This window comes from Pseudomonas rhizophila, from assembly GCF_003033885.1.
In the GTDB taxonomy this organism is placed as follows: domain Bacteria; phylum Pseudomonadota; class Gammaproteobacteria; order Pseudomonadales; family Pseudomonadaceae; genus Aquipseudomonas; species Aquipseudomonas rhizophila.
Genome location: NZ_CP024081.1, coordinates 4,460,616 through 4,473,572, shown reverse-complemented (window position 1 = coordinate 4,473,572; position 12,957 = coordinate 4,460,616). Strand labels below are relative to the sequence as shown.

Below are 12,957 nucleotides of genomic sequence, written 5' to 3'. Positions count from 1 at the left end.
TAATCAAGCAAGCCGCTTCGCCCCAAAAAACGCCCGGGCGAGATTCGCTCGGGCGTTGTTTTTTCTGAAATTCAAAAAATGGAAATCGCCCGTATGTTGGACGCCAATCTTAAAGCTCAGTTGAAGTCATACCTGGAACGGGTCACCCAGCCGATCGAGATCGTCGCCTCCCTCGACGACGGTGCGAAATCCCAGGAAATGCTCGCGTTACTCAAAGACGTTGCCAGTCTGTGTGACCAGATTACCTTGCTCGACAACGGCACCGATGCGCGCAAGCCTTCGTTTTCGTTGAATCGCCCAGGAGCCGATATCAGCCTGCGTTTTGCCGGTATCCCCATGGGCCACGAATTCACTTCGCTGGTGTTGGCCTTGCTGCAAGTCGGCGGTCATCCTTCCAAGGCCAGTGTCGAAGTCATCGAACAGATTCGCTCCCTTGAAGGCGAGTTCAACTTCGAGACCTATTTCTCGCTGTCCTGCCAGAACTGCCCGGACGTGGTCCAGGCCCTGAACCTGATGGCGGTGCTGAACCCGAATATCCGCCACGTCGCCATCGACGGCGCGCTGTTCCAGGCCGAGGTCGACGAACGCCAGATCATGGCCGTGCCGAGTGTTTATCTCAATGGCGTGAACTTTGGCCAGGGCCGCATGGGCCTGGAAGAAATCCTCGCCAAGATCGACACCAGTGGTATCGAGCGCCAGGCTGAGAAGATCAGCGCCAAGCAGGCTTTTGATGTGCTGGTGGTGGGCGGTGGCCCAGCCGGCGCTTCGGCGGCTATCTATGCGGCCCGCAAGGGCATCCGCACCGGTGTCGCGGCTGAGCGCTTCGGCGGTCAGGTGCTCGACACCCTGGCCATCGAGAACTTCATCTCGGTGCAGGAAACCGAAGGGCCGAAATTGGCCGTCGCCCTGGAAGAGCACGTCAAGCAGTACGACGTGGACATCATGAACCTGCAACGCGCCGATGCATTGGTACCAGGCAAGGATGGCGCGCTGCACGAAATCAAATTCGCCAGTGGTGCGAGCCTCAAGGCCAAGACCGTGATTCTGGCGACCGGTGCGCGCTGGCGTGAAATGAACGTGCCGGGCGAGCAGCAGTACCGCAACAAGGGCGTGGCGTACTGCCCGCACTGCGACGGCCCGCTGTTTAAAGGCAAACGCGTGGCAGTGATCGGCGGCGGTAACTCCGGCGTGGAAGCGGCCATTGACCTGGCCGGTATCGTAGCCCACGTCACTTTGTTGGAGTTCGACGTGCAATTGCGTGCCGACGCGGTATTGCAGCGCAAACTGCACAGCCTGCCGAACGTGACCGTGATCACCAACGCCCAGACCACCGAAGTGACGGGCGATGGCCAGAAGGTCAATGGCTTGCGTTACAAAGACCGCCCAAGCGGTGAAGTACGGGACGTGGCGCTGGAAGGGATCTTCGTGCAGATCGGTCTGTTGCCTAACACCGATTGGCTCAAAGGCACCGTCGAGCTGTCGCCACGCGGCGAGATCATTGTCGATGCCCGCGGTGAAACCTCGATCCCGGGTGTGTTCGCCGCCGGTGACGTGACGACTGTTCCGTACAAGCAGATCGTGATCGCCGTAGGCGAGGGGGCCAAGGCTTCGTTGAGCGCCTTTGACCATCTGATCCGTACCTCCGCGCCGGCATAAACAGATAGCCGATAGCGGGAAAAACAAAACCCCATGAGCCCAGTGCTCATGGGGTTTTTTTTTGGGATCACGCATTACCCTGTGGGAGCGAGCCTGCTCGCGATAGCAGACTGTCTGGTACATCAATGTTGAATGCGCTGCCGCTATCGCGAGCAGGCTCGCTCCCACAGGGGGCTGTGGGATTTTTATTGCCCACACACCCTACGGTGGCGCTTACAGCGGCGCAGGCTGGATGATTTCAACCCAGTAGCCATCCGGGTCCTTGATGAATGCCAGGCTTTTCATGCGACCGTCGTTCAGGCGCTTCTGGAAGTCGCAGCCCAGCGCTTCGAAGCGCTCGCAAGCGGCCACGATGTCCGGGACCGAGATGCAGATGTGGCCGAACCCGCGTGGGTCAGTGTTGCCGTTGTGGTAGGCGAACGCCGGGTCGCTTTCGGTGCCGTGGTTGTGGGTCAGCTCCAGGATGCCGGGGATGGATTTCATCCATTCGGTGCGCTGTGCAGCGTCGGCCGGAATCTGGCTCTTGTCCACCAAGGCGAGGAAGTACAGGCTGAATTCGGCTTCCGGGAAATCGCGTTTTTCCACCAGGGAAAAACCCAACACCCGGGTGTAGAAATCCAGGGACTGGGTGATGTCCTTGACCCGCAGCATGGTGTGGTTGAAGACGAATTTGGCCGTGGCGGTATCGGGTTGGGCGGTGACGCCAGGGAAAGTGTTGAGTTCGTGCAGGCTCATGGGCCCTCCGGAAAATAAGTGGGGCAAACGGCATCGCAACTTTGCTGCGACGGTCCTGGGCTTGCGCTAAACGGCTTCCTTGCAGGTGCACCCATGATACGCAAGGGGCGCGGCATCGCCAAACGCCTCTGGCTATTGCTTGCCTGGGCGGCGGGCTTCAGACTTTACGAATCGTCCTTGAGTGCAATGCAATGATTCGACCGTTCCTTTCGCTGTTTGTCCTGCTGCTGGCCTCGATGGCAAATGTCGCTGTCCAGGCCGCCGAACCGCAGGTCGCCTGGCCCCCAGGCTGGGTCATCGAACCATTGCCCTCTGATGCTGGCACCTCGTCGGCAGCGCCGGGAACGACCCGGCAACGGGCGACAAAGAGTGATTCAGCGGGCACGGCGGTGATGGTCATGGAACTGACCACGACACCCATCGAGCCGGGTCATCAAGTCAACTTGCAAGGCGTGTTACTGGAAATGCGCAAATCAATTCAAAAGGACTTTTATCAGAGCGGTTATCAAAGTGTCTGTAATAAGATTCATTCTTCGATGTTGGGCGACGTTGCCGCACTGGAGACCACTTGCACGATCACGCAAAACGGTCGGCACGTGTTATCTCAGACACTCGTGGCTGCACTAAAGGAGGGCAGGGCTAATGTGCTGTCCTATGCGGGGCAGGCTCAGGAGTTTGTAGAAAACCAGGATGAAATACAGTCGGTACGAAATAGCCTGAAACTATAAAGCCCTCGGTATTAGAACTACTTAATCCAGAAATCCTGCCCCATAAAAAACCCTGAGCAGGCTCAGGGTTTTTTTCATTCGGCCAGCTTTCTCAGCTGCGCAACCAGGCGTCAACGGTTTTTGCACCGTACTGTTCTTTCCAGGCTTTCAGGCCTCGATGGTTGCCGCCTTTGGTTTCGATCAGTTCACCTGTGTGCGGGTTCTGGTACACCTTGACCACTCGCGCACGGCGGGTTTTGACAGGCTTGGTCGATGGCAGGCCCCCCTTGGCCGGGTTCGGGTCGAGAATCGCGATGACGTCGCGCAGGCTCTTGCCGTAGGTTTTCATCAGTCCCTGGAGCTTCTCTTCGAATTCGATTTCTTTCTTGAGCCCGGCATCATTCTTCAGCTTTTCCAGCTGCTTGAGCCGCTCTTGAAGGTCCTGTTCTGCTTTACGAAATTCAGCGAGTCTGGACAATATCGTTACTCCAATCAGAATATTTGGCTGATACCAACCGCAAACAAAGCTATAAGCCAAGTGCCTTGAAGCGACTCGGTGATAATGACGCTCCTGCTATTAGCCACAGGTAAAAAAATTGTAGTAGTGAAACCCACGGGTGTAAATCGTAACTTTTTCGTTATGTAACAAGGGATGCGAATTTTATCAGTCCGACTGTGGTTGTCCGTGGAGGGACGTAGCACCAGGGCTTTCAATGACGGACACCGCCGCAATGAAATCCGCGCCACTCATCGGGCGACCAAATAGATAACCCTGCAAAAAGTTCACCCCGTGAGCGGCCAGATAGTTGCTTTGTTCAACGGTTTCGACCCCCTCGGCAACGATACCCAAGTCCAGCTTGCCCGACAGTTCGATGATGCTGTCAAGGATGTGCCGTGACAGGGCATCGACGCCAATCATGGCAACAAAGCTCTGGTCGATTTTCAGGAAGTCCACGTTGAACTGGCGCAAGTAGCCCAGGCTGGAATGACCGGTGCCGAAGTCGTCGATTGCGATCTTCACCCCCAGTTCACGCAGATGCTGGAACAGCTGGTGAGTGGTGGGTGTCGGTTCAATCAGCTCGCGCTCGGTCAGCTCCAGCACCAAGGTAATGACCCCTCGATCTGCCCGATCAACTCTTCGCTGGTCTGTCGGCTCTGTTGCTCCAGTGTCCGTTCCGCCTGCATGTACAGAATGCCCAGCCCTGACAGTATCGGCAGCACGCCGCAGAGCAGCGTGATCAGGTTGCGACGGGGCCGCTTGCGCAAACGAGTGGCGGTCAATGGCATCTGCATAACCTGTGAGGGCTTGAGGAACAGCTTCGATAGTGTATTCGGTTGCCGGTGATCAGACTGACTGCCTCGCCAGCTCGATAAATGCCAGGGTAGCGGGCGAGGCCTGTCGGCTGTCCAGTACCGCCAGGCCTATCTGACGCGGAACCTGTGGCGACAATGGCCGCGTGACGAACCGTGGGTTGTCGCCGCCCGGCAGTGAACCTTCGGACACCAGGGTCACGGCCTCGCCGCGGCTGACGACATCCAGGGTACTGAGCAGCTGCGAACAACGATAGCGCACGTTCGGTGTGAGCCGGGCTGCGTTGAACAGGCGCGAAACCAGTTCAGAAGAACCGGCCTCGGTGAGCACGAACGGGTCGTTGCACAGGTCCTTGAGACTCAGGCTGGCTTGGGCAGCGAGGGGATGGGCGGTGGGCAGCACGGCGACCATCTGGTCTTGCATCAGCGCGAACGTGTCGAAACGGTCTTCGGGCAGCACCACGAAACCGACGTCGATCCGCCGTTCATCCAGCCACTGGATGACTTGCCGGTCCGGCCCTTCGTCGATGTGCACTTCGATCCCCGGATGCAGAGCCCGGTAACGTTGCAGGATGGCGGGCAACAACTTCATCGACGAAGTCGGACCGAACGAGCCGATGCGCAGGGTGCCTCGGCGCATGCCCCGCGCATCGGCGGCTTCCTGGCGCAGGGTATTGGCCAGCCCGAGCATGGCCCGGGCGCGCAGCAGCAACTGCCGGCCAATGTCGCTGGGTTCGATGAGGGTCTGATGACGTCTGAACAGCTCTACGCCCAACTCCTGCTCCAGCGATTTGATGGCGTGGGACACCGCTGACTGGCTGATGCCCAACCGCGTCGCCGCGGCGGTGAAACCGCGTAGCTCGGCGACCTGGGAGAAGATTTCGAGTTGGGTGAGGGTCATGAGGGAATACTCATTTTACGATGATCAAGCATGAGGCGAACAATAGAGTATCTCAAGCGCACTTTCCTGTGGCGAGGGAGCTTGCTCCCGCTTGAGTGCGAAGCGCTCATAGAAAAGGGCCGCTTCGCAGCCCAGCGGGAGCAAGCTCCCTCGCCACGGGTAGTCGTTTTATTTCAATGTGGTGAAACCATGAAAACCCTCGAACAATCCGTTCCAACCCCTTCGGACCTGCCGGTCTACCTGAAACTGGCCATGGTCACCATGATCTGGGGCGGCACCTTCGTTGCCGGCAGGATCCTTTCCGATGCCCTGACCCCGCTGCTCGCCGCCAGCCTGCGGTTTCTGTTGGCCAGTCTCGCGCTGTTGCTGTTTCTCGGTCTGGCCGGGATCCCGCTGGCCAGGCCCAACCGCAAACAAGGGCTGCAATTGGCGGCGCTGGGGTTCTTCGGGATCTTTTTCTACAACCTGTGTTTCTTCTATGGCTTGCAGTACATCAATGCGTCGCGGGCCTCGTTGATCGTGGCCTTGAATCCGGCGGTGATAGGACTGGCGTCCTGGTGGCTGTTCAAGGAACGGCTGAGCCGGGCGAAAGTTGCGGGCATCGTGCTGTGTATCGGCGGGGCGGGGCTGGTGATCGTCAGTCGCGATCCGTCCTTGCTACAGAGTGCAGGGCAGGGCTGGCTGGGCGATCTGCTGATTTTTGGCTGCGTGCTGGGCTGGGGCATTTATTCCTTGTTTTCCAAAAACCTGAATGAAAGCCTCGGGCCTTTGCAAACCGTGACCTGGTCGATTCTGCTGGGCACCTTGATGTTGTGGCTAGCCTGCGCGGCCGCAGGCGAAGTTCGCGTCGAAGCATTGCGCGGGCTGGACATCCGGCAATGGTTGAGCCTGCTGTACTTGGGCGTGCTGGGGTCGGCGTTGGCCTATATAGCCTGGTACGACGGCATCCGTCGGATTGGCGCGACCCGTTCCGGCGTGTTCATCGCACTCAACCCGTTGACCGCTGTGCTGTTCGGGGCGCTGCTGTTGGACGAGCGGCTCACCGTCTTGATGGGTGTAGGTGCGGGGCTGATCCTGACGGGGATTTTCCTGTGCAACAAACCCCTTGCGCGGTCGCCGCAAAAGACGATTTGATACCGAAGGCGGACAAACATGGTTACGCTGTGTAGAATCGAGTTACGCATATAAGAATAAACGTCTTCTGGCAGCAGAAGCCTCGCCCGCAAGAGCCTTGGGTCGACAATGAAGATATTCGGGTTTCAACTGATCTACGGCGATTTCCTCGCCCGCACCGTTCGCGGCATTTCCTGCGCGCCACCGCGTGCCCTCAGCATGGCCGGCAACTAACGCTCCGTTAATTGATAAGCATGATGAGGCGCCAACATGGCAGATCTATACGAAAACCCGATGGGCCTGATGGGCTTTGAATTCATCGAATTCGCATCCCCCACACCCAATACCCTGGAGCCGATCTTCGAGATCATGGGCTTCACCAAAGTGGCCAGCCACCGCTCCAAGGACGTGCACCTGTATCGCCAGGGCGCGATCAACCTGATCCTCAACAACGAGCCCCACAGCGTGGCCTCGTACTTCGCCGCCGAACATGGGCCGTCGGTGTGCGGCATGGCATTCCGGGTCAAGGATTCGCAACAGGCCTACAAGCGCGCCCTGGAACTCGGCGCCCAGCCGATTCACATCGAAACCGGTCCGATGGAGCTGAACCTGCCGGCAATCAAAGGCATCGGCGGCGCGCCGCTGTACCTGATCGACCGTTTTGGTGAAGGCAGCTCCATCTACGACATCGACTTCGTGTTCCTCGAAGGCGTTGACCGCAACCCGGTGGGCGCGGGCCTGAAAATCATCGACCACCTGACCCACAACGTGTATCGCGGGCGAATGGCCTACTGGGCCGGCTTCTACGAGAAGCTGTTCAACTTCCGCGAGATCCGTTACTTCGACATCAAGGGCGAATACACCGGCCTGACCTCCAAGGCCATGACCGCCCCGGATGGCATGATCCGCATCCCGCTGAACGAGGAATCGTCCAAGGGCGCCGGGCAGATCGAAGAATTTCTGATGCAGTTCAACGGTGAAGGCATCCAGCACGTGGCCTTCCTGACCGATGACCTGATCAAAACCTGGGACCAGCTTAAAAGCATCGGCATGCGCTTCATGACCGCGCCGCCGGACACCTACTACGAAATGCTCGAAGGTCGCCTGCCGAACCACGGCGAGCCGGTGGATGAACTGCAAGCGCGGGGCATTTTGCTGGACGGCGCTTCCGAACAGGGCGACAAGCGTCTGCTGTTGCAGATTTTCTCGGAAACCCTGATGGGGCCGGTGTTCTTCGAATTCATCCAGCGCAAGGGCGACGATGGCTTCGGCGAAGGCAACTTCAAGGCGTTGTTCGAGTCCATCGAGCGTGACCAGGTGCGGCGTGGTGTGTTGGCTACTGAGTAAGAGCTGAGGCAACAGACAACCCGTGCGGCGTAACTGCCGTACGGGTTTTTTATTGGCCAGCAGATCCCAATGTGGGAGCGAGCCTGCTCGCGATCGCGACCTTTCAGATACATCAATGTTGAATGTGCCGCCGATATCGCGAGCAGGCTCGCTCCCACAAGGTCCGTGTAAGTTTCAGGTCCGGCGTCGCTGGCGCATCAGATGCTTGAACCCTTCGAGCACCAGCACTGCCACGGCCAGCCAGATGGGAATGTAGGTCAGCCATTCACTGGCCTGGATGCTTTCTCCCAGCAGCAGGGCAACGCCCAGCAGCAACACCGGTTCGACATAGCTCAACAGCCCGAACAGGCTGAACGGCAGCAACCGGCTGGCAACGATGTAGGCCACCAGCGCCGAAGCACTGATCACCCCGAGCAACGGGATCAGCAGCGACAGCCAAGGGTACTGGTCGAAAACAGCGAAACCCTGCTCCCCATTGTGTACGAACCAGAGCGCCAGCGGCAGCATCAGGGTCATGTCCAGCCACAACCCGCCCAGGTTGTCAGTCCCCAGGCGTTTGCGCAGGATGAAGTAGATCGGATAACCCACCACCACCAACAGTGTTGCCCAGGAAAACCCACCCACCTGGTACAACTCGTTGACCACGCCGAGGGTGGCGAAGAACACGGCGATTTTCTGCAGGTAGGACAGGCGCTCGCCATAGACGAGGCGCCCGGTCAGAACCATCGACAGCGGCAACAAAAAATACCCCAGCGACACGTCCAGGCTGTAGCCGTTGAGGGGCGCCCACATGAACAGCCACAGCTGCGCGCCCATCAACGCCGAAGACGCCATGGCACCGAGCAACAGACGCGGCGTGGCGATCAGGCGCCGACCGAGCGCCGTTACCAGGTTCCACTCCTTTGCCACCAGCATGAACACCGTCATGCAGGGCATCGTCAGCAGCATGCGCCAACCGAAGATTTCCACGCCGGTCAGCGGCGAGAGCAGGGAGGTGTAGTAATACATGACGGCGAACAGCACAGAGGCCGAGACCGATAGAACGATGCCTTTGGACACAGTGGTTCTCATGAGGGTGATCATCGACACCCGGACTTGTGACTGGAAAATTTATCTGTGGCGCATGGCCTGTGGGAGCAAGGCTTGCCCGCGATGAACGATAACGCGGTTCAGCCCTTGAACCGCAGCGCGGCCATCGCGGGCAAGCCATGCTCCCACAGTGTTCGTCGGAGTCGACGAAGTTATGACGTACGCGCCACACGCCCCGGTACGAAGTGGCCCACGTCATTGAAGCCTGGCGTCGAGGCATGCCCCGGGGTCACCAGCGAATCGATGAAGGCTTCATCTTCGGCCGTGATCGTCACCGACTGCGCCTTGGTGTAGCCATCCCATTGTTCCTCGGTGCGCGGTCCGACGATGGCCGAGGTGACGGCGCGGTTGTTCAGCACCCAGGCAATGGCGAACTCGACAATGCCCACGCCGCGTTCCTGGGTGTATTGCTGGATCTGTTGGGCGATGCGCAGGGACTCGACCCGCCATTCGGTTTCCAGGATGCGTTTGTCCTGGCGACCGGCGCGACTGTTGGCGTCCGGTGCCACGTCCGGTGCGTACTTGCCACTGAGCACCCCGCGGGCGAGGGGGCTGAAAGGCACCACACCGAGGCCATAGTTCTGCGCGGCGGTGATCTGCTCGGTTTCGGCCTGGCGATTGACGATGTTGTACAGCGGTTGGCTGATTACCGGCCGGTCGATGCCCAGGCGATCGGCGATTCGAATCACCTCGGCGATGCGCCAGCCACGGTAGTTCGACAGGCCCCAGTAGCGGATCTTGCCCTGACGAATCAAGTCACCGATGGCCGACACCGTGACCTCAAGCGGGGTGTTGTGGTCTTCGCGGTGCAGGTAATAGATGTCCAGGTAATCGGTGCCCAGGCGCGTCAGGCTGGCCTCGATGCCATTGAAAATGTGCTTGCGACTCAGGCCGCTGCGGTTGGGGACACCATCTGGTGGGCCGAAGCCGACCTTGGTGGCCAGCACCCATTCATGACGGTGACTGGCAATCGCCTCGCCGACGATCTCTTCGGAACGACCGTTGGTGTAGACGTCTGCGGTGTCGATGAAATTGATGCCCTGGTCCCAGGCCTTGTCGATGATCCGCAGCGAATCCTCGGTGCTGGTCTGTTCGCCGAACATCATGGTGCCCAGAGTCAATGTCGAGACTTGCAACCCGGAATGGCCTAGCGTGCGGTAGCTCATGACAAGGTCCTTTTATCGATGGGAAAGGCCCAATCAAACCCCAGAACAACCGGGCGTGGCAAACGAAAAGATCGCAGGCCACGCTCGACCCCTTACACTCCCGACAACAACCCACGCACTCGATAGAGATTTGACAGGCAGACCGCTATCGCGAGCAGGCTCGCTCCCACACTGATCTGCCTGGGCCACAGGTTTCAGCTAGCCCGGATCCCTGTGGGAGCGAGCCTGCTCGCGATGATGCCATCAGCCTCGACAACCGTGTCGATGGCAACCCGATTGCGTGAACTTGAACAACTGCGCTCAACTGGCATGCCGTGCCGTGCACTGGAACCGGAGAATAAGTATGAAAATAGTCATCGCCCCCGACTCGTTCAAGGACAGCCTGAGCGCCCAGGGCGTGGCCGATGCTGTCGCCCAAGGCCTGGCCCAGGTCTGGCCGGATGCACAGTTGATCAAGTGCCCGATGGCCGACGGCGGGGAGGGCACGGTGGAGTCGGTGCTGGCGGCCTGCAACGGGCAGTGGCGGCGCAGTTGGGTGAAAGGTCCGCTGGGGGCCAGCGTCGAAGCGCGTTGGGGCTGGTTGCCCGACAGCCACACCGCGATCATTGAAATGGCCGAGGCCAGCGGCTTGCAGCTGGTACCTCCTGGGCAACGTGATGCCTGTTCCAGCAGTACCTACGGCACCGGCGAGCTGATTCGCGCCGTCCTGGACGAAGGCGCCGGGCGCGTGATCCTGGCCATCGGCGGCAGCGCCACCAACGACGGCGGTGCCGGCGCGATGCAGGCCCTGGGCGTGGCCCTGCTGGATCAACACAACCGACCGCTTCCACCGGGCGGCCTGGCTTTAGCCGAACTGGCCCGCATCGACTTGAGCAAGATGGACCCGCGCCTGGCTCAGGTAAATTTCGAGATCGCCGCCGATGTCGATAACCCGTTGTGCGGCCCTCACGGCGCTTCAGCGATTTTCGGCCCGCAGAAAGGGGCATCCCCTGAGCAGGTACAGCAACTGGACCAGGCGCTGGGGCATTTCGCTGAACACTGTGCCCAGGCGTTGAACAAGGATGTACGCGACGAACCGGGCAGCGGCGCCGCCGGAGGGCTGGGGTTCGCCGCCAAGGCGTTTCTGGGCGCGCACTTTCGCAGCGGCGTGGACGTCGTCGCCCAGTTGACCGGGCTGGCCGAGGCGATCAACGGCGCTGACCTGGTGATCACCGGCGAAGGCCGTTTCGACGCCCAGACCTTGCGTGGCAAGACCCCCTTTGGCGTGGCGCGCATCGCCCGCCAGCATGGCGTACCCGTGGTGGTCATCGCCGGCACGCTGGGGGAGGGTTATCAGGCGCTGTATGAGCACGGCATCGAAGCAGCCTTTGCCCTGGTCAGCGGGCCGATGACCCTGCAGGAGGCCTGTGGCGACGCGCCACGCCTGCTGACTGAACGAGCCCGGGACATCGCCCGGCTTTGGCGAGTGGCCGCCCGATAGACCAGTGGGAGCAAGGCTTGCCCGCGATACAGGCGTTGCGGTCTCCCAGGAATCGAGTAGCCCGTATCGCGAGCAAGCTTTGCTCCCACGGCGTTGAATTTGAGATAGGGTTGAGGCTGGACTTCGCGCAAAACAGGAGTGGTACATGCGCTTTTCAGATTTGACCCGCCGCATCACCGGCGACGGCGCCGCCGCGTGGCAGATTCACGATCGGGCGCTGGCCATGCGCGAGCAGGGTATGGATGTATTGCTGTTATCGGTGGGCGACCCGGATTTCGACACCCCTCGCGCCATCATCGACGCCGCTGTGACCAGCCTGCGCGCCGGAGACACGCATTATTCGGACGTGCGCGGCTTGCACACCCTGCGCGCCAGCATTGCTCGGCGCCATCGCCAGCGTTGTGGCCAGCCGGTAGGCGCCGGGCATGTCACCGTGTTGCCGGGGGCGCAGTGTGGGGTCTATGCGGTTGCGCAATGTCTGCTCAACCCCGGTGATGAAGTGATCATCGCAGAACCGATGTATGTCACTTACGAAGCCGTATTTGGTGCCTGCGGAGCGAAAGTGCTGCCGGTGGCGGTGCGCCCGGAAAACGCTTTTCGGGTTGACCCGGCCGACGTCGCCCGGCTGATTACCCCCCGTACCCGGGCGATGCTGCTCAACAGCCCGAACAACCCATCCGGCACCAGCCTGCCGCTGTCCACCTGGCAAGCATTGGCGCAGTTGTGCATCGAACATGATCTGTGGCTGATCAGCGATGAGGTCTACAGCGACCTGCTGTACGAAGGCGAACACATCAGCCCGGCCAGCCTGCCGGGCATGGCCGAGCGCACCGCGACGATCAACAGCCTGTCCAAATCCCACGCCATGACCGGTTGGCGCATCGGCTGGGTGATCGGTCCCGAACCGCTGGCCGAACATCTGGCCAACCTGTCGTTGTGCATGCTGTTCGGTCTGCCGGATTTCGTCCAGCGGGCGGCCCAGGTGGCACTGGAGCAGGACTTGCCTGAAGTGGCGCAGATGCACGAGGAGTATCGCCAGCGTCGGGACCTGGTGTGCGCCATGCTTGATGGCTGTCCCGGTCTCAAGCCTGTGCGGCCCGATGGCGGCATGTTCGTGATGGTCGACGTACGCCCGACCGGCCTCGGTGCCCAGGCATTTGCCGAGCGGCTGCTGGACGGCTTTGGTGTGGCGGTGCTGGCGGGCGAGGCGTTCGGGGCGAGCGCGGCGGGGCATATACGGATTGGCCTGGTGGTTGGCCAGCCACAACTCAAGGAGGCCTGCCATCGGATCACCCGTTGCGCGGCGGGAACACTGGAGCAAGCCCAAGCTTGATTGTCTTCTCTGGCAAAAGGCAGCCACGGTGATCAGTCCGACGAACGGCCGTCAGACCTGTCAGATCTGACAGTAGGCGTCACCGGCAAATCCGCATCTAATTTCTCCAGGCCAGACCA

12 protein-coding genes and 1 pseudogene are annotated in these 12,957 nt (G+C 60.3%); 6 read left to right on the top strand and 7 right to left on the bottom strand.

The genetic code is table 11. From position 1 onward, the window contains the following. Positions 1–93 precede the first annotated feature (93 nt). On the top strand, positions 94–1,656 hold the full coding sequence (gene ahpF, locus CRX69_RS20765) for an alkyl hydroperoxide reductase subunit F (protein WP_107322748.1): 1,563 nt from the start codon (positions 94–96) through the stop codon (positions 1,654–1,656). 213 nt (positions 1,657–1,869) lie between these two features. Here ahpF and gloA read toward each other — a convergent pair whose 3' ends face one another. Then, complete coding sequence (gloA, locus tag CRX69_RS20760; RefSeq protein WP_076385332.1) at positions 1,870–2,391, bottom strand: lactoylglutathione lyase; 522 nt, start codon at positions 2,389–2,391, stop codon at positions 1,870–1,872. A gap of 191 nt (positions 2,392–2,582) precedes the next feature. Between gloA and CRX69_RS20755 the strand changes: the two genes are divergently transcribed. Then, positions 2,583–3,119 carry a DUF4946 domain-containing protein gene (locus tag CRX69_RS20755; protein WP_076385330.1) on the top strand — a complete coding sequence of 179 codons (537 nt, stop codon included), beginning with the start codon at positions 2,583–2,585 and terminating at the stop codon, positions 3,117–3,119. 91 nt (positions 3,120–3,210) lie between these two features. Here CRX69_RS20755 and CRX69_RS20750 read toward each other — a convergent pair whose 3' ends face one another. The 4 genes and pseudogenes from CRX69_RS20750 to CRX69_RS20735 all read right to left on the bottom strand — a co-directional run bounded on the left by CRX69_RS20750 (position 3,211) and on the right by CRX69_RS20735 (position 5,310). Beyond that, positions 3,211–3,576 carry a histone-like nucleoid-structuring protein, MvaT/MvaU family gene (locus CRX69_RS20750; RefSeq protein ID WP_047227632.1) on the bottom strand — a complete coding sequence of 122 codons (366 nt, stop codon included), beginning with the start codon at positions 3,574–3,576 and terminating at the stop codon, positions 3,211–3,213. A 186-nt stretch (positions 3,577–3,762) separates the two neighbouring features. Beyond that, a pseudogene (locus CRX69_RS20745) lies at positions 3,763–4,215 on the bottom strand (EAL domain-containing protein); the annotation flags it as partial. Further along, on the bottom strand, positions 4,188–4,385 hold the full coding sequence (locus tag CRX69_RS20740; protein ID WP_107322747.1) for a hypothetical protein: 198 nt from the start codon (positions 4,383–4,385) through the stop codon (positions 4,188–4,190). The gene CRX69_RS20740 and the pseudogene CRX69_RS20745, both read right to left, overlap by 28 nt. Positions 4,386–4,443: 58 nt before the next feature. Then, positions 4,444–5,310 (bottom strand): LysR family transcriptional regulator, encoded by an 867-nt coding sequence (locus CRX69_RS20735; protein ID WP_076385324.1) that lies wholly within the window; start codon positions 5,308–5,310, stop codon positions 4,444–4,446. 189 nt (positions 5,311–5,499) lie between these two features. Between CRX69_RS20735 and CRX69_RS20730 the strand changes: the two genes are divergently transcribed. Next, entirely contained in the window at positions 5,500–6,444 is a 945-nt protein-coding gene (locus CRX69_RS20730; protein WP_047227630.1) for a DMT family transporter, read from the top strand. A 249-nt stretch (positions 6,445–6,693) separates the two neighbouring features. Then, complete coding sequence (gene hppD / locus CRX69_RS20725; RefSeq protein ID WP_047227629.1) at positions 6,694–7,770, top strand: 4-hydroxyphenylpyruvate dioxygenase; 1,077 nt, start codon at positions 6,694–6,696, stop codon at positions 7,768–7,770. A 174-nt stretch (positions 7,771–7,944) separates the two neighbouring features. On the opposite strand, the gene rarD is transcribed toward hppD, so the two are convergent. Then, complete coding sequence (gene rarD / locus CRX69_RS20720; protein WP_076385322.1) at positions 7,945–8,829, bottom strand: EamA family transporter RarD; 885 nt, start codon at positions 8,827–8,829, stop codon at positions 7,945–7,947. A gap of 182 nt (positions 8,830–9,011) precedes the next feature. Beyond that, entirely contained in the window at positions 9,012–10,025 is a 1,014-nt protein-coding gene (locus CRX69_RS20715; RefSeq protein ID WP_076385320.1) for an aldo/keto reductase, read from the bottom strand. 343 nt (positions 10,026–10,368) lie between these two features. On the opposite strand from CRX69_RS20715, the gene CRX69_RS20710 reads away from it, so the two are divergent. Beyond that, positions 10,369–11,505: a glycerate kinase gene (locus CRX69_RS20710; RefSeq protein ID WP_107322746.1), complete on the top strand. Its 1,137-nt coding sequence runs from the start codon at positions 10,369–10,371 to the stop codon at positions 11,503–11,505. Between the two features lie 145 nt (positions 11,506–11,650). After that, complete coding sequence (locus tag CRX69_RS20705) at positions 11,651–12,838, top strand: pyridoxal phosphate-dependent aminotransferase (RefSeq protein WP_107322745.1); 1,188 nt, start codon at positions 11,651–11,653, stop codon at positions 12,836–12,838. The last annotated feature ends 119 nt before the right edge of the window (positions 12,839–12,957 follow it).